The 23,735-nt window shown below is 65.8% G+C and carries 25 protein-coding genes; 9 read left to right on the top strand and 16 right to left on the bottom strand.

Annotated elements, in window-relative coordinates:
- Positions 1 to 187 precede the first annotated feature (187 nt).
- Positions 188 to 922, top strand: coding sequence for a phosphoadenylyl-sulfate reductase (locus AC0MAZ_RS12895; RefSeq protein WP_050705067.1), 735 nt, complete (start codon positions 188 to 190; stop codon positions 920 to 922).
- A 125-nt stretch (positions 923 to 1,047) separates the two neighbouring features.
- On the opposite strand, the gene cysB is transcribed toward AC0MAZ_RS12895, so the two are convergent.
- The 3 genes from cysB to AC0MAZ_RS12880 form a co-directional block, all read right to left on the bottom strand.
- Complete coding sequence (gene cysB / locus AC0MAZ_RS12890; protein ID WP_011533140.1) at positions 1,048 to 2,022, bottom strand: HTH-type transcriptional regulator CysB; 975 nt, start codon at positions 2,020 to 2,022, stop codon at positions 1,048 to 1,050.
- 127 nt (positions 2,023 to 2,149) lie between these two features.
- On the bottom strand, positions 2,150 to 2,647 hold the full coding sequence (locus AC0MAZ_RS12885; RefSeq protein WP_110738113.1) for a universal stress protein: 498 nt from the start codon (positions 2,645 to 2,647) through the stop codon (positions 2,150 to 2,152).
- Positions 2,648 to 2,742: 95 nt separating this feature from the next.
- Entirely contained in the window at positions 2,743 to 3,705 is a 963-nt protein-coding gene (locus tag AC0MAZ_RS12880) for a putative 2-dehydropantoate 2-reductase (protein WP_232855876.1), read from the bottom strand.
- A gap of 260 nt (positions 3,706 to 3,965) precedes the next feature.
- On the opposite strand from AC0MAZ_RS12880, the gene AC0MAZ_RS12875 reads away from it, so the two are divergent.
- A complete protein-coding gene (locus AC0MAZ_RS12875) occupies positions 3,966 to 5,042 on the top strand; it encodes a 3-deoxy-7-phosphoheptulonate synthase (RefSeq protein WP_028692615.1) in 1,077 nt (358 codons plus the stop codon).
- Positions 5,043 to 5,096: 54 nt separating this feature from the next.
- Here the strand turns inward: AC0MAZ_RS12875 and AC0MAZ_RS12870 are convergent, their stop codons facing one another.
- Positions 5,097 to 5,378 (bottom strand): GNAT family N-acetyltransferase, encoded by a 282-nt coding sequence (locus AC0MAZ_RS12870; RefSeq protein ID WP_203647366.1) that lies wholly within the window; start codon positions 5,376 to 5,378, stop codon positions 5,097 to 5,099.
- A 491-nt stretch (positions 5,379 to 5,869) separates the two neighbouring features.
- Between AC0MAZ_RS12870 and oprI the strand changes: the two genes are divergently transcribed.
- Positions 5,870 to 6,121: an outer membrane lipoprotei OprI gene (gene oprI, locus AC0MAZ_RS12865; RefSeq protein ID WP_003259780.1), complete on the top strand. Its 252-nt coding sequence runs from the start codon at positions 5,870 to 5,872 to the stop codon at positions 6,119 to 6,121.
- A 230-nt stretch (positions 6,122 to 6,351) separates the two neighbouring features.
- On the opposite strand, the gene AC0MAZ_RS12860 is transcribed toward oprI, so the two are convergent.
- The 3 genes from AC0MAZ_RS12860 to AC0MAZ_RS12850 form a co-directional block, all read right to left on the bottom strand.
- Positions 6,352 to 7,326, bottom strand: a complete 975-nt coding sequence (locus tag AC0MAZ_RS12860) for a L,D-transpeptidase family protein (RefSeq protein WP_203647368.1) — start codon at positions 7,324 to 7,326, stop codon at positions 6,352 to 6,354.
- A gap of 94 nt (positions 7,327 to 7,420) precedes the next feature.
- Complete coding sequence (locus tag AC0MAZ_RS12855) at positions 7,421 to 7,702, bottom strand: hypothetical protein (RefSeq protein WP_028692618.1); 282 nt, start codon at positions 7,700 to 7,702, stop codon at positions 7,421 to 7,423.
- 58 nt (positions 7,703 to 7,760) lie between these two features.
- Complete coding sequence (locus AC0MAZ_RS12850; protein WP_203647369.1) at positions 7,761 to 8,366, bottom strand: arylesterase; 606 nt, start codon at positions 8,364 to 8,366, stop codon at positions 7,761 to 7,763.
- 10 nt (positions 8,367 to 8,376) lie between these two features.
- Here AC0MAZ_RS12850 and AC0MAZ_RS12845 point away from each other — a divergent pair, with 10 nt between their 5' ends.
- Both AC0MAZ_RS12845 and AC0MAZ_RS12840 read left to right on the top strand, forming a co-directional pair.
- Complete coding sequence (locus AC0MAZ_RS12845; RefSeq protein ID WP_475861302.1) at positions 8,377 to 9,060, top strand: ABC transporter ATP-binding protein; 684 nt, start codon at positions 8,377 to 8,379, stop codon at positions 9,058 to 9,060.
- A complete protein-coding gene (locus AC0MAZ_RS12840; RefSeq protein ID WP_232855873.1) occupies positions 9,060 to 11,567 on the top strand; it encodes an ABC transporter permease in 2,508 nt (835 codons plus the stop codon). The genes AC0MAZ_RS12845 and AC0MAZ_RS12840 overlap by 1 nt, the downstream gene beginning before the upstream one ends.
- A 153-nt stretch (positions 11,568 to 11,720) precedes the next feature.
- Here AC0MAZ_RS12840 and greB read toward each other — a convergent pair whose 3' ends face one another.
- The 4 genes from greB to AC0MAZ_RS12820 all read right to left on the bottom strand — a co-directional run bounded on the left by greB (position 11,721) and on the right by AC0MAZ_RS12820 (position 14,791).
- Positions 11,721 to 12,194, bottom strand: coding sequence for a transcription elongation factor GreB (gene greB / locus AC0MAZ_RS12835; protein WP_203647372.1), 474 nt, complete (start codon positions 12,192 to 12,194; stop codon positions 11,721 to 11,723).
- A gap of 89 nt (positions 12,195 to 12,283) precedes the next feature.
- Complete coding sequence (locus AC0MAZ_RS12830) at positions 12,284 to 12,592, bottom strand: hypothetical protein (protein WP_050705060.1); 309 nt, start codon at positions 12,590 to 12,592, stop codon at positions 12,284 to 12,286.
- Positions 12,593 to 12,838: 246 nt separating this feature from the next.
- On the bottom strand, positions 12,839 to 13,273 hold the full coding sequence (locus AC0MAZ_RS12825) for a DoxX family protein (protein WP_050705059.1): 435 nt from the start codon (positions 13,271 to 13,273) through the stop codon (positions 12,839 to 12,841).
- Between the two features lie 111 nt (positions 13,274 to 13,384).
- A complete protein-coding gene (locus AC0MAZ_RS12820) occupies positions 13,385 to 14,791 on the bottom strand; it encodes an MltF family protein (protein WP_203647374.1) in 1,407 nt (468 codons plus the stop codon).
- 158 nt (positions 14,792 to 14,949) lie between these two features.
- Between AC0MAZ_RS12820 and AC0MAZ_RS12815 the strand changes: the two genes are divergently transcribed.
- The 3 genes from AC0MAZ_RS12815 to AC0MAZ_RS12805 all read left to right on the top strand — a co-directional run bounded on the left by AC0MAZ_RS12815 (position 14,950) and on the right by AC0MAZ_RS12805 (position 17,781).
- Positions 14,950 to 15,756 carry a TatD family hydrolase gene (locus tag AC0MAZ_RS12815; protein WP_203647375.1) on the top strand — a complete coding sequence of 269 codons (807 nt, stop codon included), beginning with the start codon at positions 14,950 to 14,952 and terminating at the stop codon, positions 15,754 to 15,756.
- An 86-nt stretch (positions 15,757 to 15,842) separates the two neighbouring features.
- A complete protein-coding gene (locus AC0MAZ_RS12810) occupies positions 15,843 to 17,321 on the top strand; it encodes a methyl-accepting chemotaxis protein (RefSeq protein WP_203647376.1) in 1,479 nt (492 codons plus the stop codon).
- Positions 17,322 to 17,412: 91 nt separating this feature from the next.
- Complete coding sequence (locus AC0MAZ_RS12805) at positions 17,413 to 17,781, top strand: Mpo1-like protein (protein ID WP_203647377.1); 369 nt, start codon at positions 17,413 to 17,415, stop codon at positions 17,779 to 17,781.
- A 136-nt stretch (positions 17,782 to 17,917) separates the two neighbouring features.
- On the opposite strand, the gene AC0MAZ_RS12800 is transcribed toward AC0MAZ_RS12805, so the two are convergent.
- From AC0MAZ_RS12800 to AC0MAZ_RS12790, 3 genes are all read right to left on the bottom strand, one after another.
- A complete protein-coding gene (locus tag AC0MAZ_RS12800) occupies positions 17,918 to 18,715 on the bottom strand; it encodes an acyl-CoA thioesterase (protein ID WP_475861301.1) in 798 nt (265 codons plus the stop codon).
- Positions 18,716 to 18,798: 83 nt separating this feature from the next.
- The gene (locus AC0MAZ_RS12795) at positions 18,799 to 19,566 is read right to left on the bottom strand and encodes a CHAD domain-containing protein (protein WP_475861299.1); all 768 of its coding nucleotides are present in this window, start codon (positions 19,564 to 19,566) and stop codon (positions 18,799 to 18,801) included.
- A gap of 14 nt (positions 19,567 to 19,580) precedes the next feature.
- Entirely contained in the window at positions 19,581 to 19,859 is a 279-nt protein-coding gene (locus AC0MAZ_RS12790) for a hypothetical protein (protein ID WP_046854892.1), read from the bottom strand.
- Positions 19,860 to 20,017: 158 nt separating this feature from the next.
- On the opposite strand from AC0MAZ_RS12790, the gene AC0MAZ_RS12785 reads away from it, so the two are divergent.
- A complete protein-coding gene (locus AC0MAZ_RS12785; RefSeq protein WP_203647380.1) occupies positions 20,018 to 21,058 on the top strand; it encodes a patatin-like phospholipase family protein in 1,041 nt (346 codons plus the stop codon).
- A 221-nt stretch (positions 21,059 to 21,279) separates the two neighbouring features.
- Here the strand turns inward: AC0MAZ_RS12785 and AC0MAZ_RS12780 are convergent, their stop codons facing one another.
- Both AC0MAZ_RS12780 and hupB read right to left on the bottom strand, forming a co-directional pair.
- The gene (locus tag AC0MAZ_RS12780) at positions 21,280 to 23,139 is read right to left on the bottom strand and encodes a SurA N-terminal domain-containing protein (protein ID WP_186716079.1); all 1,860 of its coding nucleotides are present in this window, start codon (positions 23,137 to 23,139) and stop codon (positions 21,280 to 21,282) included.
- Positions 23,140 to 23,318: 179 nt separating this feature from the next.
- A complete protein-coding gene (gene hupB, locus AC0MAZ_RS12775) occupies positions 23,319 to 23,591 on the bottom strand; it encodes a nucleoid-associated protein HU-beta (protein WP_011533117.1) in 273 nt (90 codons plus the stop codon).
- Positions 23,592 to 23,735 lie beyond the last annotated feature (144 nt).

Here is a 23,735-nt window from a genome sequence, read left to right as displayed (position 1 = left end):
GGCAAGCCCGCGCCCACAAGGCCTGCGCCACTGCCGGGATCACTCGACACCTGTGGGAGCGGGTTTACCCGCGAAAGGGCCCGCGCAGGCAGCACAAACCCTTGAGATAAACGTCTGCCCCGCCATTTTTTGTTACCATCTGACCACTACGAGCGCACAGCGCCACTCAACCGATGGAAACCGCCTGATGAGCCAACCCTTCGACGTCGCCGCCCTGGCCGCGACCTACGCCAGCAAGTCCCCGCAGGAGATCCTCAAGCTCGCCTTCGAGCATTTTGGCGATGACCTGTGGATCTCCTTCAGCGGCGCCGAGGATGTGGTGCTGGTGGACATGGCCTGGAAACTGAACAAGCAGGTCAAGGTGTTCAGCCTCGACACCGGCCGCCTGCACCCGGAGACCTACAGGTTCATCGACCAGGTGCGCGAGCAGTACAACCTGCCCATCGAGATCCTCAGCCCGGATCGCGACAAGCTCGACCCGTTCGTCAAGGAAAAAGGCCTGTTCAGCTTCTACAAGGACGGCCACGGCGAGTGCTGCGGCATCCGCAAGATCGAACCGCTGCGCCGCAAGCTGGCCACCGTCAGCGCCTGGGCCACCGGCCAGCGCCGCGACCAGAGCCCCGGCACCCGCAGCCAGGTGGCGGCGCTGGAGATCGACAGCGCCTTCTCCACCCCGGAGCGCACCCTGTACAAGTTCAACCCGCTGGCGCAGATGACCAGCGAGGAAGTCTGGGGCTACATCCGCATGCTCGAGCTGCCCTACAACAGCCTGCACGAGCGCGGTTTCATCAGCATCGGCTGCGAGCCCTGCACCCGGCCGGTGCTGCCGAACCAGCACGAGCGCGAAGGGCGTTGGTGGTGGGAAGAGTCGACGCAGAAGGAGTGCGGGTTGCACGCCGGCAACCTGATCAGCAAGGCTTGAAACAGCAGGGGCCGCTTCGCGCCCCTTTCGCGGCACAAGGCCGCTCCTACACGGAAAACGTGATCCCCATGTAGGAGCGGCCTTGTGCCGCGAAAGGGCCGCAAAGCGGCCCCAGCTATTTCAGATCAGTGCACCGGCAGCTCGACCCCTTCGAACAGCTCTTCGAGCTCCTGCTTGTTATGGCACTGGATCGCCTTGGCCATCACCTCACGGGTCAGGTGCGGCGCGAACTTCTCGATGAAGTCGCACATGAAGCCACGCAGGAAGGTGCCGCGACGGAAGCCGATCTTGGTGATGCTGGCCTCGAACAGCTCGCTGGCGTCCAGGCACACCAAATCGCTGTCGAGCTTCGGGTCGACCGCCATCTTGGCCACGATGCCCACGCCCAGGCCCAGGCGCACATAGGTCTTGATCACGTCGGCGTCGGCGGCGGTGAATACCACCTTCGGCGTCAGGCCACGGTGATTGAACGCTTCGTCGAGCTTGGAACGGCCGGTGAAGCCGAACACGTAGGTGACGATCGGGTACTCGGCCACCGCTTCCAGGGTCAGCTTCGGTAGCTTGGTCAGCGGATGCCCCTGGGGCACCACCACGCAGCGGTTCCACTTGTAGCACGGCATCATGATCAGGTCGCCGAACAGCTCCAGCGCCTCGGTGGCGATGGCGAAGTCGACGGTACCGTCGGCCGCCATCTCGGCGATCTGCATCGGCGAACCCTGGTGCATGTGCAGGGCGACTTCCGGGTACTGCTTGATGAAGTTGCTGATCACCGGCGGCAGCGCGTAGCGCGCCTGGGTGTGGGTGGTGGCGATCGACAGGGTGCCCTTCTTCTCGTTGGAGAATTCCTGGGCGATCTGCTTGATGCTTTCGACCTTGCGCAGGATCTCGCCGGCGGTATTGATGATGCGCTCGCCCGCCGGGGTGACGCGGGTCAGATGCTTGCCGCTGCGGGCGAAGACCTCGACGCCCAGCTCGTCCTCGAGCAGGCGAATCTGCTTGCTGATACCCGGTTGGGAGGTGTACAGGCTCTGCGCCGTCGCGGAAACGTTGAGGTCATGGTGCGCCACTTCCCAGATGTAGCGCAGTTGCTGAAGCTTCATAGATATCCCTCAAAGGCGGTAGGTCACCGGCGCGCCGGCAGCGACGAGTTATAACTATATTAGTGGCTTGAGAAATAAATCTAGAACTATTTTGTTACGTTCGCTGGAAAAAGTCCTACCGCTAGGTTCACGATTTCCTACGTCCAAGATGGTGAGCCAACGGCACCATGTACACCGGCACCGGTGACAGTTGCAGCAGCCGCACCGCCGTGCGGCCGATCGGCACATCCACCCCCGCGCCGGCGCTGTGGCTGCCGAAGATCAGCAGGTCGACCGACAACCGCTGGGCCTGCTCGAGGATCACCTGGGCCGGATCGCCCTGGCGCACCCGCACCGCGCGGATCAATGCCAGGTCGGCCGGCTCGGTCATCTCGTCGCGAAAGTTCTCCAGCACCCGCTGCTCGATATTGGCCATGACCGTGTTGACGCCCTCGCTGTGCAGCGCATCGAGGGTCTGCTCATCGAGGTAGCTCTGCAGCAACGATTCGGCGAACTGGCCCATGGGCTCCACGGCATGAATCACATACAGCTCTGCGTTGAAGGTCCGCGCCAGGGCCAGGGCGTGCTGCATGATGAAGGGCGCATAGACACCGAGGTCAGTGGCAAACAGCATGGAACGGATCATTCGACCTCCTCGACTGCCGCGACGGCAGAGCAAGCTTGAGCTTAGCAGCGCCATCGGCGGTCGCCTGGCCGTCCGGCGCACAGCCGCCGCGGGCTTCAGGCCTGCCGATTACGCCGGTCGATGAACGCCAGGGCCTGGTACAACGCCTCCATGCGCGGCAACGCGCAACCGGCCGCGCGGGCCCGGGCCAGGGGCTCGGCATAGATCGCCTGCAGCTCCAGCGGCCGCTGCTGGACATGGTCGTGGTACATGCTCGGCCAGTAGTCCGGCATCTTCTCGGTGATTCGGAACAGGTGCTCGGCATAGCCCGCCGGCAGCTCGCGGCCACTGGCCTTGGCGCCCGCCACCACTTCGGCCATCAACGCCTGGATCAGCGCGCGGCTGTCGGCATCGCCCATCAAGGGCGTGGTGCTGGCCTGCAGCAACACCGAAAGGCCGTTGTAGGGCACGTTCCACACCAGCTTCTGCCAGCGCGCCTGATCGAGGTCGGCCATGGCCTGGGAATCGATGCCCGCGGCCCGGAACAGCCCGGCGCCCTCCTCCACCACGGCAGCCCCGCCGTCCTGCGCAGGACCACTGTGATAGCCCAGGTTCACCGCGCCCAGCGACTGGTGGCGGATAACACCGAGGCCCTCGCGATTGACGCAGATGAAGCACAGGCCGCCGAGCAGGTGCAGGTCCGGGCGCAAGGCCGGGCGCAACTGCTCCTCGACGCCAAGGCCGTTCTGCAGCAACACCACCCGGGCATCGGGCGCCGCGGCCTGCACGATCAAGGGCGCCAGCTCCGCGTTGCTGGTGGCCTTGGCACCCACCAGCAGCCAGTCGCAGGGCGGCATGTCGGCGGCAGAGGCGTAGGCCTGCACCGGCATGTGCACCTGGCCATGCACCGCGCTGTCCAGGCGCAGCCCCTGCTCGCGCACGGCCAGGTATTCGCTGCGCAACAGAAAGTGCACGTCGAAGCCGGCGCGGGCCAGCATCAGGCCGTAGAATCCACCGATTGCGCCGCTGCCGATGATGCCGATGCGGGGATTGCCAATGCGAGGGTCGAGGGACGCCATGCCGTGCTCCTGAGCGAGAGTCATTGTTGTGGGTCAGCCACTATACCCGCGTGCCGGCCATCGCGATCAAATCCTCCCAGCCGACATCGAACCGCCCGCAAACGCCACCCGATGGGCAAAAACCCCGTATCGACGGGCCCCAGCCCATTGTCGCGCCCCCGCTAACGCGCTAAGGTTCGGCCTCCCCGCTGCGAATAATCTGCTGCTGGGCCGCACGGGGATCGCTGGCGGCCGGCACCCGTGACCTGACGAGTAACACGATGGCTGATTTACCGATCGATGACCTTAACGTTGCCTCCAACGAGACCTTGATCACCCCCGATCAGCTCAAGAAGGAAATCCCCCTCAGCGCCAAGGCCCTGCAGACCGTGACTGCCGGCCGTGAAGTGGTGCGCAACATCCTCGACGGCAAGGATCATCGCCTGTTCGTGGTGGTCGGCCCCTGCTCGATCCACGACATCAAGGCCGCCCACGAGTACGCCGAGCGCCTGAAGGTGCTGGCCGAGGAAGTCTCCGACACCCTGTACCTGGTCATGCGCGTGTACTTCGAGAAGCCGCGGACCACCGTCGGCTGGAAAGGCCTGATCAATGACCCGTACCTGGACGACTCGTTCAAGATCCAGGACGGCCTGCACATCGGTCGCCAACTGCTGCTGGACCTGGCCGAGAAGGGCCTGCCCACCGCCACCGAAGCGCTCGACCCGATCTCCCCGCAGTACCTGCAGGACCTGATCAGCTGGTCGGCCATCGGCGCCCGCACCACCGAATCCCAGACCCACCGCGAGATGGCCTCGGGCCTGTCCTCGGCGGTCGGCTTCAAGAACGGCACCGATGGCGGCCTGACCGTGGCCATCAACGCCCTGCAGTCGGTGTCCAAGCCGCACCGATTCCTGGGCATCAACCAGGAAGGCGGCGTGTCCATCGTCACCACCAAGGGCAACGCCTATGGCCACGTGGTGCTGCGCGGCGGCAACGGCAAGCCCAACTACGATTCGGTCAGCGTCGCCCTGTGCGAGCAGGACCTGGTCAAGGCCAAGATCAAGCCCAACATCATGGTCGACTGCAGCCACGCCAACTCCAACAAGGACCCGGCCCTGCAGCCGCTGGTCATGGAGAACGTCGCCAACCAGATCCTCGAAGGCAACCAGTCGATCATCGGCCTGATGGTCGAGAGCCACCTGAACTGGGGCTGCCAGGCGATTCCGAAAAACCTCGACGAACTGCAGTACGGCGTGTCCGTCACCGATGCCTGCATCGACTGGGCGGCCACCGAGAAGACCCTGCGCAGCATGCATGCCAAGCTCAAGGATGTACTGCCCAAGCGCCAGCGCGGCTAAAAGACGTGCAAACGAAAACGCCGGGCAATGCCCGGCGTTTTCATGTGTGCCGTGTCAGGCCTTGCTCGAATGCCGCTGCTGACGCTCCATGTAACGCTCGACGTAGGAGCAGGACGGGATCACCGTGTAGCCCATCTGCTCGGCGTACTCCAGCGCCCTCTCGGTGAGCGCGGCGGCGATCCCGCGACCGCGCAGGGCGTTGGGGACGAAGGTGCGATAGATGTCCAGCGTCTGCTTGCCCAGGTCCATGTACGTCAGATAGGCCCGGTGACCGTCCACGGTGGTCTCGAACTGATGACCGGCCTGGTCATGGTGGATGGTCAGCGTTTCGCTCATCACTACTCCTCGCAGGTCTTGTCGGCAGACCCTTACCTTACCGATATGGTTTATCCGGCGGAGGAACCTCTACGCCACCTGTTGCCCCTTCGACAGCAGCGCGACCGGGATCGTTCTGCATCGATGGCCCCCTCAAATAGTAGGCGGCACCAGCGAGAATGCTCAAGCTGTGCAGAATGAAAATGCTGACAGCCATCCGCCCGAGGCCCGGCAACAGCAACCGGATGTTCAAGGGCTAAGACGCCGGTCGACAGTTAAAGTCACCCTTAGTTCAACAAAAAAGTTCCTGTACTACAATCGCTTGCGAAGGCTGGCCAGGATTTTCACACTTTGTTTACAAACCCCGTCGCCGGGGCCGTCCACAGCATTTTTTTTGCAGTTCTTGCGCTCAGTCAGTTTACTTACTACAAGTAATGGGTACTATGTACGCCGGCCAGTTTCTCTTTTCCGAGAGATGGCTATTTAATAGAAAGTCCTTGAAGGGGAACACGATGAACAACGTTCTGAAATTCTCTGCTCTGGCTCTGGCCGCAGTTCTGGCTACCGGTTGCAGCAGCGTATCCAAAGAAACCGAAGCTCGCCTGACTGCTACCGAAGACGCAGCAGCTCGCGCCCAGGCTCGTGCAGACGAAGCCTACCGCAAAGCTGACGACGCTCTGGCAGCTGCTCAGAAGGCTCAGCAGACCGCTGACGAAGCCAACGAGCGCGCTCTGCGTATGCTGGACAAAGCCAGCCGCAAGTAATAATCCTCACGGATTGTTATGGAGCCGACCCACTTGTGGGTCGGCTTTTTTATTGCCTGCAAAAAAGCCAGGTGATGCCGCCCAAACAACTGGGGCCGCCTGGCGACCCACCCCGGGACAAGCCTACGCCTAAAGGCATGGCGTTTACCGTACCTGTAGGAGCGGGCTTGTCCCGCGATGGGCCGCAAGGCGGCCCCAAAGTGCCCCGCTAGTTGCCAGCGGGCAATCGCTTACTGCAGTTCTGGCGGAATGCTCGACACCATCGGCGCGCTTGCACCATTGGTTGGCACGGCGATCTCGACCGGCATGCCGTCTTCGGCCGCCACCACATCGCGAACCATGTCCCAGTTCATGCGCAAGTTGTTGGCCAGGTCTTCACGCTTGAGCAACGCATTGATGACCGCGGTGTGCTTGTCGACCACCGACGGATTGCCGTGGTCGTCCAGCGGTGTATGCGCCTCGAGATAGACCTTGCCGGCACTGATGCCGAACTTGTACGGCTCGTTGATGATGCGCACCGGGGTACCCACCGGAACCATCTTCGACAAGGTCAGCACGTTGTTGTTGAGCATGCGGAAGCAACCGTGACTGGTGCGCATGCCGATGCCGAACTTCTTGTTCGAGCCGTGGATCAGGTAGCCCGGTACACCCAGGGTGAACTTGAACGGCCCCAGCGGATTGTCCGGCCCTGCTGGCACCACCGTCGGCAGGATGTCGCCATCGGCGGCGTGCTCGGCGCGAATCGAGGCTGGCGGGGTCCAGGTCGGGTTCGGCGTCTTGGCGGTAATCTTGGTGTTGGCGATCGGCGAACCCCAGCCCTCGCGACCAATACCCAGCGGGAAGGTGTGCACCACGTTCTGCCCTTTCGGGTAGTAGTACAGGCGATATTCGGCCAGGTTGATGACGATGCCTTCACGCGGGCCCGGCGGCAGGATGTAGCGGGTCGGCAGGACGATTTCGGTACCGGCGCCCGGCAGCCAGGGGTCGACGCCCGGGTTGGCGGCGATCATCTCGAGGTAGCCGAGGTCGTTGGCGGTGCCGATGTCGGCGAAGGTGTCCTCGTACTTGGCCTTGATGGTATGGACCTGGCCGACGACGTCTTCACCGGGAGCTGGCAACGGCAGTTCCAGCGCAACAGCGGGGCCTGTCGCCAGCAGGGCGGCCAGGGTCAGGCTACGGGTGACGGCGGGAAAGCGCGGCAACATCCGGGAAATCCTTCGAAAGATCAGTCAAGACAACGATTGTACACCCGCGCCCAAACGAGCGGGAGGCGCAAGCGTTTCAGATGATGAAAGGCGCTCAGAGTTCCGGCCACACCGGGCGCATACCGCGCCGCTGGGCATCGAGGATCGCCCGGCACAGCGGGCACAGGCGCTCGTCGCGGTAGATCGCCCGCTCCACACCCGACCAGCGCGGCTGCGCCGGGAGCAGGCCACCGCACAAGGTACGGTCGACCGGCACGCCCAGCTCGAGCTGGCGGGCGGCCAGGTGGATGCGCACTTCCTGGCAGGCAAACAGGTCGAGCTGCTCATCGGGCTCGATCAGTTGATAGGCGTACAGGGACCAGGCGGGGCGCGGCATCGGGGGCACTCGAAACGGGGGGCGCAACATTAGCCGAAAGCGGCCCCCGATAAAAGCGTCACAGCAAGGGTTTTATCGCCGGCCAGGCATTTTCCAGCAGGCGCTGCTGGGCGGTCGCAGCCGGGTGGATGCCATCGGCCTGCATCAGCTCCGGCACCCCGCCCACGCCTTCGAGGAAGAACGGCACCAGCGGCACCTTTTTATCGGCGGCCAGCTGTTCATAGACCTGGGCGAATGCCGTGGTGTAGCGCACGCCATAGTTCGGCGGCAGGCGCATGCCCAGCAGCACCACCTTGGCACCGGCCTGGCGAGACTGATCGATCATCGCGGCAAGATTCTGTTGCAATTGTTGCGGCGGCTGGCCGCGCAGGCCATCGTTGCCTCCCAGCTCCAGCACCACCAGGTCCGGCTTGTGCGCCGCAAGCAGCGCCGGCAGCCGCGCCTGGCCACCTGCGCTGGTGTCGCCACTGATCGAGGCATTGACCACCTGGTCGTCGAAACCCTCTTTCTTCAACTGCTGTTGCAGCAGGTTGACCCACCCCTGGCGGGTATCCAGGCCAAAACCGGCGCTGATACTATCGCCGACAACCAGCAGCGTTCCCGCCGCCGCGCCCTGGGCCAGGCAACACAGGGCCAGGCCGGCACTCAACCACCACATTCGCATCGGATTCTCCATGGGCCCCAGCATTCTCGTTGCGCAGAACCTTAGCAAAGTGGTCCCCAGCGCGGAAGGCGACCTGACCATCCTCCACGCCCCCTCCCTCGACCTCGCCCAGGGCGACAGCCTGGCCATCGTCGGCGCCTCCGGCTCCGGCAAGTCCACGCTGCTGGGCCTGCTCGCCGGGCTCGACCGGCCCAGCGCCGGCAAGGTGATCCTCGCCGGCCACGACCTCGGCCTCCTCGACGAGGACCAGCGTGCCCGGGTGCGCGCCGAGCACGTGGGCTTCGTGTTCCAGTCGTTCCAGTTGCTCGACAGCCTCAACGCCCTGGAGAACGTCATGCTGCCGCTGGAGCTGGACGGTCGGCGCGATGCCCGCGAACACGCCCGCGACCTGCTCGAGCGGGTCGGCCTGGGCAAGCGCCTGAGCCATACCCCGCGCCAGCTCTCCGGCGGCGAGCAGCAGCGAGTGGCAATCGCCCGCGCCTTCGCCGCGCAGCCGGCGGTGCTGTTCGCCGACGAGCCCACCGGCAACCTCGACAGCCACACCGGCGAGCGCATCAGCGACCTGTTATTCGAGCTGAACCAGGAGCGCGGCACCACCCTGGTGCTGGTGACCCACGACGAGCGCCTGGCCAAGCGCTGCCGTCGCCTGATCCGTCTGGATGCCGGTCGCCTGGTGGCGCCCCTGGAGCCCTGATGACCCGCCTATCGTTCCCGCGACTGTGTGTCCTGGCCCTGCGCCAGTTGCTGCGCGATGCCCGCGCCAGCGAAGTACGCGTGCTGTTCTTCGCCTTGCTGGTGGCGGTGGCGGCCAGTACCGCCATCGGCTACTTTGGCGCCCGCCTCAACGGCGCCATGCAGTTGCGCGCCAGCGAGTTCCTCGGCGCCGACCTGGTCCTGCAGGGCAGCGCCCCGCCCAGCGCGCAGCAGATCGCCGATGGCACGGCGCTGGGCCTGAGCCATGCGCGGGTGGTGGAATTCACCAGCGTGGTCGGCGCCGACAACGGCATCCAGCTGTCCAGCATCAAGGCCGCCGACCCCGCCTACCCCCTGCGCGGCCAGTTGCGCAGCGCGGCGGCGCCCTACGCCGAGGAAACACCTGGTGGCGGCCCCGCGCCGGGCGAAGCCTGGGTCGAGCCGCGCCTGCTCGCGGCGCTGGGCCTGGCCATCGGCGACAGCATCGACGTGGGCATGAAGACCCTGCGCATGAGCCGCGTGCTGACCTACGAGCCCGACCGCGCCAACAATTTCTACAGCCTGACGCCACGGGTGCTGATGAACCTCGCCGACCTCGACGCCACGGGGGTGATCCAGCCCGGCAGCCGGGTCAGCTACCGCGACCTGTGGCGCGGCGATATCGATGCCCTGCAACAGTACCGGCAGACAGCGGAACAAAGCCTGGCAGCCAATCAGCGCCTGCTCGACACCCGCGACGGCAACCGGCAGATCGGCGGCGCCCTGGGCAAGGCCGAGCGCTACCTGAACATGGCCAGCCTGGTGGCGGTGCTGCTGGCTGGCGTCGCCGTAGCCCTGTCGGCCAGCCGCTACGCCGCGCGGCGCCTGGACGCCAGCGCCCTGTTGCGCTGCCTGGGACTATCCCGGCACCAGGCCCTCGGCCTCTACAGCCTGCAACTGGCCATGCTCGGCGTCGTCGCCGCGCTGGCCGGCGCCCTGCTCGGCTGGCTGGCGCAGCTGGGGCTGTTCCGCCTGCTCGAAGGCCTGCTGCCCAGCCAGGTGCCACCCGGCGGACTCACCCCGGCGCTGGCCGGCATCGGCACCGGGCTGGTGGCCCTGGCCGGCTTCGCCCTGCCGCCGCTGGCGGCCCTTGGTCGCGTGCCGCCGCTGCGTGTGCTGCGCCGCGACCTGCTGCCGCTGCCACCAAGCAGCTGGCTGGTGTATGGCGCCGCCCTGCTCGCCCTGGGCCTGATCATGTGGCGCCTGAGCCTGGACCTGCTGCTGACCTTCGCCCTGCTCGGCGGCGGGCTGATCGCCGCCTTGCTGCTGGGTGGATTGCTGCTGCTCGGCCTGCGCAGCCTGCGCCGGTTGCTGGGCGGCGCACCGCTGGCCTGGCGCCTGGGGCTCGGGCAACTGCTACGCCACCCGCTGGCCGCCGCCGGCCAGGCCCTGGCCTTCGGCCTGATCCTCCTGGCGATGGGCCTGGTCGCCCTGCTGCGCGCGGAACTGCTCGACACCTGGCAGGCGCAGTTGCCCAAGGATGCGCCCAACCATTTCGCCCTGAACATCCTGCCCGACGAGCGCCAGCCGTTCACCGAGCGCCTGGCCCAGATCAACGCCAGCGCCGCACCGCTGTACCCGGTGATTCCCGGCCGCCTGACCCATATCAACGAGCAGCCGGTGCGCCAGCTGGTCAGCAAGGAATCCACCGGCGAGCGCGCCATCCAGCGCGATCTCAGCCTGACCTGGGCCGCCGAACTACCCCAGGGCAATGCCCTGAGCGCCGGCCAATGGTGGCAGCAGGCGCCCGCCGGTGATGAAGTCCCCGGAGTTTCCGTGGAAGCGGAGCTGGCGCAGAGCCTGCACCTGCAACTGGGCGACCTGCTGACCTTCGACATCGGCGGCCAGCAGCGCCAGGCCCGGGTCAGCAGCCTGCGCAGCGTGCACTGGGACAGCTTCCAGCCCAACTTCTACATGATCTTCCAGCCGGGCACCCTGCAAGGCCTGCCCACCACCTACCTCACCAGCTTCTACCTGGCGCCGGGCCACGACCAGGAGATCGTCGCCCTGTCCCGGGCCTTCCCGGCGGTGACCGTGCTGCAGGTCGACGCGCTGCTGGCGCAGCTGCGCAGCATCCTCGCCCAGGTCACCCTGGCGGTGGAGTATGTGCTGCTGTTCGTGCTGGCGGCGGGGCTGGCGGTGCTGTTTGCCGGCCTGCAGGCGACCCTCGACGAGCGCATCCGCCAGGGCGCCCTGCTGCGCGCGCTGGGGGCGGCGCGCCCGTTGCTGGTCAAGGCGCGGCGCATCGAGTTCGGCCTGCTCGGCGCGGCCAGCGGTGTGCTGGCGGCACTGGGGTGCGAGCTGATCACCTGGGCGCTGTACCGCTACGCCTTCGACCTGCACTGGGCACCGCATCCGTGGCTGCTGGCGCTGCCGCTGGCCGGGGCGGTGCTGGTGGGCGCAGCCGGGGTGATCGGCACGCGTCGCGCGCTCAATGCCAGCCCGTTGGCGGTGTTGCGCGAGGGGTGAATATTCGGAGGCTTACGCTTCCCCCTGTAGGAGCGGCCTCGCGCCGCGAAAGGGCTGCGTAGCGGCCCCAGCGATCGTTGCCTTGATGCTGATATCCCGGGGCCGCTTCGCAGCCCTTTCGCGGCGCAAGGCCGCTCCTACAGGAGTCGCCAGCTAGAGGTTGTAGCGGATGCTGTTCACATACCAGGTCGCCTCGCCCGTGGGCGTGTGCACCAGCACTTCGTCACCCTCCCCCTTCTTTAGCAGGGCCCGGGCCATTGGTGAGTCGATGGAGATGTAGTCGTTGCGCCCGTGGATCTCGTCATAGCCAACGATGCGAAAGCGCAGCTGCTCGCCGTCATCGTTCTCGATCTCCACCCAGGCACCGAAGAACACCTTGCCTTCCTGTTGAGGCGAGTACTCGACCACCTTGACGTCTTCCAGGCGCTTGCGCAGGTAGCGCACGCGGCGGTCGATCTCGCGCAGCAGCTTCTTGTTGTACTGGTAGTCGGCGTTCTCGCTGCGATCGCCCAGCGATGCCGCCCAGGTGACCTTCTGGGTGATTTCCGGGCGATAGACCCGCCACAGGTGGTCAAGCTCCTGCTTCAGCGCAGCATGGCCTTCAATGGTGATGATGTTGGTGCTCAACGACTGTCTCCTCAGTGCATCCGCAGCGGGCGACAGGCGCCCACCGGGAGACCGAGCTTAGCGAAAAAAGGCTGGACGCGACACGCCGCTCAACGCCGGGTGATCAACCCCTGGCGGGCAATGCGGGTGAGCTGGCCGATGACCTCGGCGGCCTCTTCTGCTGCGGGCGCCTGGATCACAGCCAGGTCGAAGCGGTCGTTGCCGTACTGGTCGAGCTGTTCACAGCTGTCGGAGAACTGGATGAGGAAGGCACAGGCCTGGCCCTTGCGTCGGGAAAAGCCATCGAGATTGCGCAAAAGCGTGGGTTGATGCTGGCCGCCGAGCAGGATGCGCGGGGTACGGGAAGCCTGGTTCTTGGCCAGGGGGGTCAAGCAGACACTGGTACGTGGGCAACTCATGGAGTCTCTCTCCGCCTCGCTGTTCCCGCTGGGCAGCGGTGGGAGGCGTCACCGAACCAGCGCTTTAGCGGTATTTCGGATGACCCGTCGGGGCCTCTCCTGCGCCCCGCAAGTAGCTGTTTAAATCGGCGCAATCGGTATGCTAGAGGCAGACGCATGAAGTTACAAGCGCTTGTGCAAAAGCAATCGCGGGGCCAGCCCGCTCCCACAAACTTCGTGGGAGCGGGCTGGCCCCGCGATTGACGATCAGCGTGCGATCAGGCGGTCCAGCGACAGGCGACCGGCGCCCTCGATCAGCACCGCCACGGTACCGGCCATCAGCGCCAGGGCGAACTCGTAGCCGTTGTTGGACATGAACAGCCCGTTGCCGATATGCACCGAGAAGATCGCCACCACCAGGGTCACGCTCAGTGCCAGCGCCGCCGGGCGGGCCAGCAGGCCGACCACCAGGGCCAGGCCGCCGAAGAACTCGGCGCTGCCGGACAGCAGGGCCATCAGGTAGCCTGGGGCCAGGCCGATGCTTTCCATCCACTGGCCGGTGCCTTCCAGGCCGTAGCCACCGAACAGGCCGAACAGTTTCTGCGCGCCATGGGCCATGAAGATGATGCCGACCAGGATACGCACGACGCTCAGGCCATAACCGGCGCGGGTGGTGAACAGGGCTTTGAGGGAGTGATTCATGTTTGCTTCCTTGTTTGAGCAGGTGTGTGTTGGATGAGCGCCATCTTAATCAAATCATCGAATAAGAAAATCGCAATAATCGCGTAAATTCTATCGAATAATTAGATTTATCTAGCGCTTCGCCACACGCTCCAGGGAAGCCCGCTCTCGGTTGAACGCGAGGAAGTACTTGTTGACGCTGTTGACGAAGTTCACCGGCCCCATGCCCACCTGCTCCATGGCGATGCGCTCGGTCTGGAAGAACCACTGGTTGCCATTGAGCCCACGCCGCCGTGCTTCGGCACGCATGGCCTGGACCCGCTCCGGCCCGAGGTTGTAGGCGGCCAGGATGAAGGCCATGCGCTCGCGCTCGTTGAGCTGCGGGCTGGCGAAGAACTTGCGGCGGATCAGCGCCAGGTAGCGGGCGCTGGCCTGGACATTGCCGTCCACCGTGGCGGTGTTGCTCACCCCCACCCGCTGGGCCGCCGACGGGGTGATCTGCATCAGCCCGTGGGCGCCACCGGTGCCGCGTGCCTTGGGGTCGAGGGTCGACTCCTTGAACGCCAGGGCGGCCAGATTCAGCCAGTCGAACTGCTGATCGCCACCGTGCTTCTGCAGCACCGGGCGCACCGACTCCAGGCGCTGGCGATCCTGTCGAGCCAGCGGGTTGTGCACCCGGTACTGGCGCCGGTAGATGCGTTCGAAGGCCGCGTCCTGGTTGTCCGGCGCGCGGTAGGTGGCGAGAAAGCGATCCACCGCCGCCTGCAGCATCGGCGCGTCCTGGCGCACATACCAGCGCATAGCCTGGGGCGGGGCCAGCTGCAGCTTGCTGTCCACCCGCAGGCGCGGCATCACCCGCGCCCAGCGCTGGGCGATCGGCCGCTCCACCACGGTCAACGGGTAGATGCCGGCCTGGACCATCTCCAGCACATCCTCCACCGCCAGCGTCGGGTCGACCCATTCCACCTTGATCGGTGCCCGCTTGCGCAGGGCCAGCTGCTGGTTGATCGCCTGGATCGCCGCGCCCGCGGCACTGGCGGTGGTCAGGGCGACGGTGCGCCCGGACAACTGCTCGGGGCGGCTGTAGCCGCGCTCGCCCTTGCGCCCGACCAGTTGCAGCGGCACCTGGTCGACCACCGGGGCACTGACGCCAACTCCGCGCACCACGCTCGGGTCGAGCAGCTCGCCGGGGGCGGCAAGATCGCCCTCGCCGCGCTGCAATGCCGCAAGCAGCTGCTCCTTGGCGCGGGGGATGATCTTCAGGGTGATTTCCTGGCCGTCGGCGACCCGGGCATTGAGGGCATGCTCCAGGGCGCGCAAGCGGTAGTACTCGACCCCTACCGGCTCACCCTTGACCTCGCCGGAGCTGTTGCGGCTCTGGTTGACCAGCACCCGCAGCACCTTGCTCGAACGGATCTGCGCCAGGTCACGCGCCTGGCTGGCCGGCACATGCTGTTGCGGCCCGGCTTCGCCGGCAGCGGCCGGCACGGCGGCCAGCGGCCCGGACAGCAACAGGCAAGTCAAAAAGGTTCGCAACATGGGGATAAGGGTCCGAGAGCGGTTGGCGGGCACCATGTGCTGTGATCGATCCGTGATAAATGACCGCAACAGACCACGGCAAACGTTTGAAGTTCTTGGTTTTTTCTCGATATCCCGGTTTTTGCTATGCTGGCCGCCCCGCGGCACGAGGTAGCACCATGCAACTGATCGATATCGGCGTCAACCTGACCAACAGCAGTTTCCACGACCAGCAGGCCGCCATCGTCGAGCGCGCCGTGGAGGCCGGCGTGGCACAGATGGTCCTTACCGGCACCAGCCTGGACGTCAGCACCGAGGCCCTGGAACTGTGCCAGCGCCTGGACGAACCTGGCCAGCGCCTGTTCAGCACCGCCGGGGTGCACCCTCACGACGCCAGTCACTGGAGCAGCGGCAGCGAACGCCAGCTGCGCGAACTGCTCGCCCAGCCACGGGTGGTGGCCGTGGGCGAATGCGGCCTGGACTTCAATCGCGACTTTTCCCCGCGTCCGGCCCAGGAAAAGGCCCTGGAAGCGCAGTTGGCACTGGCGGTCGAACTGCGCCTGCCGGTGTTCCTCCACGAGCGAGAGGCCAGCGAGCGCCTGCTGGCAATCCTCAAGGACTACCGCGACCAGTTGCCCGCCGCCGTGGTGCACTGCTTCACCGGCGAGCGCCAGGCGCTGTTCGCCTACCTCGACCTGGACCTGCACATCGGCATCACCGGCTGGATCTGCGACGAGCGCCGCGGCACCCACCTGCATCCCCTGGTCGGCAACATCCCCGAGGGCCGCCTGATGCTCGAAAGCGACGCGCCCTACCTGCTGCCCCGCAGCCTGCGGCCCAAGCCGAAGAACGGCCGCAACGAGCCGGCCTTCCTGCCCGAGGTGCTGCGCGAGGTGGCCCTGCACCGCCATGAAACCGCAGCGCACACCGCCGCCCACACCAGCGCCTGCGCCCGCGCGTTCTTTGGCCTGCCTGGGGTTTCTTGACGCATATCAACAAGGCCCCTGGCCTTGGCGGGCACAATGATGGCACCTTGCCAATAATGTTTCCGCCAACTCAGAGAAGACCTACCATGGGTGCCTGGCTTAGCAACGTTTCCCTCAAATACAAGTTCTGGGCCGTCAATGCCGTGGCCTTCGTCACCACCCTGATGCTGGTGCTCTACGCGGTGTACCTGGAGCAGCAGGCCCGCGCCAGCGGTGCGCAGGCGCAAGCCCAGGCCCAGGCCGAACTGCTGGCGGCCTGGCCCGCCGGGCAGGCCCTGCCCGCCCAGGCCAACCTGATCACCTGGCGCAATGGCCAGACACCACAGTTCGCCGGCGAACCCCTCGAAGCCCTGCGCGACGGCCAGGGCTGGGTCGAGCTGCCCGGTGCCTGGATCCTCGGCGACAACCCGCTGCGCGGCGCCCAGGTGCTGCGCCGGGGGGATCAGCAGCTTGCGTTGATCGCCCAGTCGCCGAGCCTGCGCCAGGTCTATTTCGACCGCTTCAGCAACTACGCCGTGTGCGTGCTGATCCTGATGCTGGCGATGCTCTGCGCCTCGCAGTTGTTGATCCGTTTCCTGCTCAGCCAGCTCAACACCCTCAAGGACGTGATGCTGCACGTGGAGAAGACCGGCGACCTCTCGGCCCGGGTGCCACTGGCCTGCGGCGACGAAGTCGGGCAGATGGCCGGCGCGTTCAACGCCATGCAGACCACCTACCACCGCGTGGTCAGTACCGTGGCGCGCACCGCCGCGCAGCTGGACTCCGGTGCCGCGCGCCTGGCCGGCAGCATGGACGAGGTGCGCCACGGCATGATCGGCCAGCAGAGCGAGACCGACCAGGCGGCCACCGCGATCAACGAGATGACCGCCACCGTCCACCACATCGCCCAGCATGCCGGCGCCACCCGCGACCTGTCGCAGACCGCCGACACCCTGGCCGGCAGCGGCCAGGCCGTGGTCAGCCGCGTGCAGGACTCGATTGCCGGGCTCTCCAGCGGCGTGCAGCAGACCGCCGAGATGATCCGCCAGCTGGCCGATGACAGCCAGAAGATCAACGGTGTGGTCGGGGTCATCCACAGCATCGCCGAACAGACCAACCTGCTCGCCCTCAACGCCGCCATCGAGGCGGCCCGGGCCGGCGACCTGGGCCGCGGCTTCGCCGTGGTCGCCGATGAGGTGCGCAACCTGGCCAAGCGCGTGCAGACCTCCACCGACGAGATCACCACCATGGTTGCCGACCTGCAGGCCGGTACCCGCGACGCGGTGGATTTCATGCAGGAAAGCTCGTACAAGGCCGACGATTGCGTCAAGCAGGCCCGCGAAGCCGGCGAGGCCCTCGCCGAAATCACCAGCGCCGTGGCGCAGATGCGCGAAAGCAACACCCAGATCGCCGTGGCCGCCGAGCAGCAGAGCCAGGTGGCCGAGGAGATGAACCGCGCCGTGGTCAGTATCCGCGACGTGACCGAGGAGACCGTGCAGCAGACCGTGGGCTCGGCCACCACCAGCAGTGAACTGGCGACCCTCGCCGGCGAGCTGAACAAGGCGATCGGCCAGCTCAAGCTGTGACCCGCGCCGGCTATGGCCACCATAGCCAGCCTCGATTGGCCCCCGCCCGGGGGCCGCACTAAGCTTTGGACAGGCCCCAGAGGATCTGTCCATGAGCAAGCGACTGCCCAACCTGCCCGCCTGGCAATGGCGCGGCTACCACCATAACCATCGCCACCCCGCCAACCTGGTGCTGCACCTGATCGCCGTGCCGCTGTTCATCCTTGGCGCGCTGCTGGTGCTGTCGGGGCTGTTCGGGCTGGACCTGTCGCAGATCGCCGTGGGCATCATCGCCCTGGTGGCCGGGCTGGGTCTGCAACGCCAGGGGCACCGCCTGGAAGCCGAGCAGCCCGAGCCGTTCAGTGGCCGCAAGGACGCCGTGCAACGCCTGCTCACCGAGCAGTTCATCACCTTCCCGCGCTTCGTGCTGAGCGGTGCCTGGTGGCGGGCCTGGCGCGAGCGACACAAGCATCGCCACTGACTGAAATACATCGCGGGGCAAGCCCGCTCCCACGCTGGAACTCTGTACCCTGCGCGCCAGGCTAGGCGATCTCCCACAAGCGCCACAGGGCGGCGTGGGAGCGGGCTTGCCCCGCGATTGGCTTGACGAAGATGGCTCAGGCGAACACAGTCACCGTCTGCCGGCTCAACGCCAGCAACTCGCCCTCTGCCGTCCACAACGCCGCGGCCGCATGCCCATAGCCATCACGGGCATACTCGGTCTCGACCACATAGCGGCACCAGTCGAGGGTCGACAGCTGCGGCGTGGGCTGCACGAACTCGATGGTCCAGGTCAGCGTGCTGCCAGCGGCGGGCTGCTTGAGATACGGCAGCAGGCTGGGCGGCCAGGCATCGACCAATGCCAGCAGGTGCGCCACCCCGACCGGCTCCTCGGCGGCATCGCGCAGGCGCACCCAACCACCCATATGGCGCGAGTCGTTGCCACTGAACGGCAGGCCGCCCACCGCCCAGCGAAACGCCACGTGCTGCATGAACTGCGGTGTAATGCCCTTGATAAAGGGCAACTCCGGCGCTGCCTCCTGCAGCGGCTTCATCGGCATCGCGGTGGGCGCGTCGACCGCCACCACGGAAGGGCGACCGGCACCGAAGCTGCCCTGCACCAGGGTCACCACCTGGCCATCCTGCACGGCGCGCCCCAGCAAGGTGCTGACCGCCTTGCCCTCGCGCAGCACCTCGACCTCCAGACTGATCGGCACATCCGTCGCCGCCGGGCCGACGAAGGTGATGGCCAGCGAACGCACCGGGCGGTCGTCGCCCAGCTTCTGGCGCATCGCTTCGTGCACCATCGCCGCCATCAGGCCGCCGAACACCGCGCGCCCCTGGGCCCAGCCGGCGGGCACGCTGATTGCCTCGGGGTGCGCGCGGGCGGCTGCCAGCAATTCTGTGAAGTTCATGTGCCAGGGCTCCTGCGCCAAAAAAACCGATAGTAACCAGCGATCACGCCAGCCACAGCCCGCATATCGGTCATTTGCCGGGACTAACGGCGCGCCAGGGCCTTTTGCAGTGCTTCGAGGGTGAGGTCGGAGCGTGCTTCGGCGGCATGCAGCTCATGCTCCCAGGCCACCTTGCAGCCGAGCAGGTCGCTGTGCTCGCGCACCTGCAGCAACCACTGCACGCGGTCGTGCCAGTCGCCCAGATCGCCCTGGGCCGCCTTGAGCAAGCGCTGCAGCTTGTTGCCGGCGTGTTCGAGCTGTGGGTAGGCCTGGTCGCCATAGCGCACCCGCTTGATCAGCAGGCGCAGTCGGTGGCGGTCGTGGGCAGGGTCCGCCAGGGCCGTCTGCAGCCCGCGCCATTGCTTGTGCAGGCGCTTGTCGATGCGCTGCCCCAGCTTCGCCGCCAGCCCTTCACGGCCAGCGGCACGCAGGAACATCGGGAACGCATCGAGAATCGCCAGCACGCGGTTGAGCTGGGCGCTGGCCGCGACACCGGCATAGGTGCGCGCCCTGCCCTCCTGGCGCCGCGCGCCTGCCTGCACGTGCCCGCGATGAACCAACTGCGCCGCCAGCACCTCGCGATCACGCAGCGGCGTGGTCAGCGTGCCCAGCGCCCCGGCCGCCTGCTCGAGCTGCTCGACGCCCGGCAGGCCACGCAACGGCCGCAACAGGCTGCGCAGCCGCCGCACGGCAATGCGCAAATCGTGCAACGCCTCGCGGTCGGTGTCGGCGGCCAGGCGTTCGCGACAGGCCAGCAGACGCACCTGCAGTGCCAGGATCTGGCCGACCACATGATCGAGCATGGCGGACATGGGCAGCTCCTCGGTCAACGCCCGGCGCGGGATTCACGAATATAGAAACGGGCCTTCTCGGCCTTGCGGGTACAGCCCTCGAAGCCTTCGAACTGCTGCTGGGTCTTGGCGCCGGTCAACAACGACAGCGCCTTGGAGTAACTCACGGTGCCGGCAAAGCCTTCGGCCTTGGCCAGGTCCAGTTCCTTCCAGGCGGCATCGAGCTGGGTCGCGCAACTGTCGCGATAGGCCGTCTTGCCCGCGCAGCCGGCCAGGGCCAGGGCAATCAGAGGAAGGGTGATCCAGGCTTTCATCGGTAATACCTCGAGGGTGAAAAACTAAGGTGGCCGTTCGACGGCAAAGCAAACGAAAAGTGCCCTGCTCAGCGTAGTCCAGCGCGGACTACATTGAAGCACAGGTGGTAATGGGTGCATTGTTGGACCATGGTGGCACAGCGGCGGGGGAAAAGGTCATGGGCAAACGCGTGGCATTGGTGCTGGGCTCCGGTGGTGCCCGGGGATACGCGCACATCGGCGTGATCGAGGAAATCGAACGACGCGGCTATGAGATCGGCTGCATCGCCGGCTGCTCGATGGGCGCGGTGATCGGCGGCATCTACGCCGCCGGCAAACTCGACGAATACCGCAGCTGGATCGAGAGCCTGGACTACCTCGACGTGCTGCGCCTGGTGGACGTCAGCTTCCGCCTGGGGGCGATCCGTGGCGACAAGGTGTTCGGGCAGATCCGCAAGATCGTTGGCGAAATCAACATCGAGCAATTGCGCATCCCCTACACGGCGGTCGCCACCGACCTGACCAACCAGCAGGAGATCTGGTTCCAGGAGGGCTGCCTGCACCAGGCCATGCGCGCCTCGGCGGCCATTCCCAGCCTGTTCACCCCGGTGGTGCAAGGCAACCGCACGCTGGTCGATGGCGGCATCCTCAACCCGCTGCCGATCGTGCCGGTGGTGTCCAGCCACTGTGACCTGATCATCGCCGTCAACCTCAACGCCACCAACCAGAAGCAATACCAACTGCCGGTGATCGAGCGCCCGGCGGCATTCAAGATGCGCTTCGATGCCTTGATCAGTTCGCTCGGCTCGCGCCTGCCGTTTCGCCGCAAGCCGGCCGAACAGCTGATCCGCCTGGAGCAGGAAATCACCGCCGAGGGGCTGGCCAGCCCCAACCCGTGGCTCGCTGAAAGCGCCGCCCCCGAGGGCCAGCAGCCGGCGGCCGCGCCGCAGAGCGAGGGGGCGCCGAAATCGGCCACGGGTTCGTTCATCGTCGACAACGTCGGCCCCGCGTCCCTGCTCGACCTGATCAACCAGAGCTTCGAGGTGATGCAGACGTCATTGGCCCAGTACAAGATCGCCGGCTACCCGCCGGACATACTGATCAACGTGCCCAAGCGCGTGTGCCGGTTCTTCGAGTTCTACAAGGCGCCGGAGCTGATCGCCCTGGGGCGGGAGGTTGCGCGGGATACGCTGGACAATCATGAGGGGGTTCGGCGGTAGCTACGCGCGCGATCCCTGTAGGAGCGGCCTTGTGCCGCGAAAGGGCTGCGCAGCAGCCCCGGCGATTGCAGCGTCAACGCTGAAATCCTGGGGCCGCTTCGCGCCCCTTTCGCGGCACAAGGCCGCTCCTACAGAGGGAGAGAGAGGAGGCAGCAGAGCGTTCCGAACATCGGAAACGAAACAGGCCGCATACGCGGCCTGTTTCGTGATCAGCGCACCACTCAGTAGCGCGTGATGTCGGCACTGCCTTCAAGCAGCTTGCGATAGGCCGCGAAGTCCTGCGAACCGGCACGCGAAGCGAGGTAGCGACGGATCTGCGCCTTCTCTTCGTCGGTGGCGGCGGCGCCTTCGTTGACGCCCTTGAGCTGAAGGACCACCAGGCTGCCGTCGCCCAGGACCACGCTGCCGTAGACCGGCTTGTCCTTGGCCGCAGGCTTGCCGAGGCGGAACACCGCCTGCAGCTCGGCCGGGTCGATACCGTCCTGGCCGCGGGTGACCGCTTCGTGGACTTTCCAGCCCTGGCCTTCGGCCTTGGCCGAACCCTCACGCAGACCGGCGATCAGCTTGTCGGCCTTGGCCTTGAGTTCAGCAATCGCCTTCTCCTTGGCCAGGTGCTCGCTGATGTTCTTGGCCACGGCCTCCAGCGGCAGTTGCTCAGGCTTGCGGTGTTCCTTGACGCGCAGTACCACCACGGTCTCCGGATCCAGCTCGATGGCGTTGCTGTTGGCGCCCTCTTCCAGCACCTGCTCGCCGAACGCGGCCTGGATCACCGCGCGGTTGGCGGTGATGCCTTCGCCGCCCTCGCGACCGAAGGCCGCCGAAGTGTGCACCTTCAGGCCCAGGTCCTGGGCCGGCTGGGCCAGGTCGGAGGCTTCGAAGGCGGTGTCCTCGAGCTGCTTGGTGGCCTCGACGAAGCGCTGCTCCACCTGCTGGGTCTTCAGCTCGTGGGTCAGCTTGTCCTTCAGGCTGGCGAAGCTCGGCACATCCGGCGCCTGCACGCCCAGCAGCTTGATCAGGTGGTAGCCGAACTCGGTGCGTACCGGTGCGGACACCTGGTCCTTGTTCAGCTTGTACAGCGCGTCCTCGAAGGCCGGGTCGTACACGCCAGGGCCGGCGAAGCCGAGGTCGCCACCGGTGTTGGCCGAACCCGGATCCTGGGAGAATTCCTTGGCCAGCTTGGCGAAGTCCTCACCCTTGTCCAGGCGCTGCTGGATCTCTTCGATGCGGGCCTTGGCCTTGGCATCGTCGGTCTTGTCGTTGACCTCGATCAGGATGTGCGCGGCATGGCGCTGCTCGCCCAGGTTGGCGATCTCCTTCTCGTACAGGGCCTTGAGCTCGCCGTCGTCGACCTTGACCTGGTCGAAGAAGGCCGACTTCTTCAGCTCGAGGTAGTCGATGACCACCTGATCCGGGGTCATGAATTCCTTGGCGTGCTGGTCGTAGTGCGCCTTGACCTCGTCATCGCTCACCTTGACCGCGGCCGGATCGGCCTTGAAGGTCTGTGAAGCGAAATCGCGGGTCTGCTTCTCGAGGCGGGCGAAGGCCTCGACCTGCTTGTCGGTGACGAAGCTGCTGCCGGCAAGGCCGGTGCGCAGCTGGCCGATCAGCATTTCCTGGGCGAGCATCTCGCGGAACTGCATGCGGCCGTAGCCCATCTGGCGGATGACCGAGTCGAAGCGCTCGGCGCTGAACTTGCCATCGACCTGGAATTCAGGCGTCTGCAGGATCAGCTGATCCAGCGCGGCCTCGGAAAAAGCGAACTTGGCGTCTTCGGCACCCTGCAACAGCAGCTTGCGATCGATCAGCCCCTTGAGCGCTGCTTCGCGCAGCATCTTCTCGTCCAGCAGCGCAGGGTCGAAATCCTTGCCCAGCTGTTGCATCAGCTGGCGGCGCTGCATGTCCACGGCCTGGCTCAGCTCGTTCTGGCTGATGGTCTGGCCGTTCACCTTGGCGGCGTCCTGGCTATGGCTGGCGGCCTGGAAAATGGCCTCGAAGCCGGTCAACGCCATCAACACGACGATTAGGCCGATGATGGTCTTGGCAATCCAACCTTGTGAATTGTCCCTGATATTCTGCAGCATGCGTCCCCCAGAAACGGCTGTACCACTGCGTCGACAACCGCGGAGCGTGGGTAGAATCCTGATAGAAGAAAGGCGCATCCAGTGGATGCGCCTTTTCGAAGCGAGCGTGCCAGCGGGAACGTTTGCGACCCGCCGTCACGCGGTCGGCCCTGACGATGCCGGGCCGGCTGAAAGACGACTTAGTTGACGGCGTCTTTCAGGCCCTTGCCAGCCTTGAAGCCTGGAACCTTGGCGGCAGCGATCTTGATCGCCTTGCCGGTTTGCGGGTTGCGGCCGGTGCGCTCGGCGCGCTCCTTGACCGAGAAGGTACCGAAGCCAACCAGTACCACATCGTCACCTTGCTTCAGGGCGCCGGTGACGGATTCGATGACTGCGTCCAGCGCACGGCCGGCTACAGCTTTCGGGATGTCAGCAGATGCGGCGATAGCGTCAATCAGTTCCGACTTGTTCACTCTAAGTCCCCTTATTTCTCTATTGAGTTTGTTTCTAAGTATGTAATGAAAAGCTTAATGAAACGAGCGCTGGGTGGCCTGTTGACACTGGCGTGCCGTTTTATAGCAAGGGGCCGAAAATGCTGTCAACCAAAGCCCCCCAGC

The sequence above is a fragment of the Pseudomonas sp. A genome (genome assembly GCF_056270345.1).
Note: the sequence above shows the minus strand (reverse complement) of the source record. Positions and strands in the feature narration are given on the sequence as shown.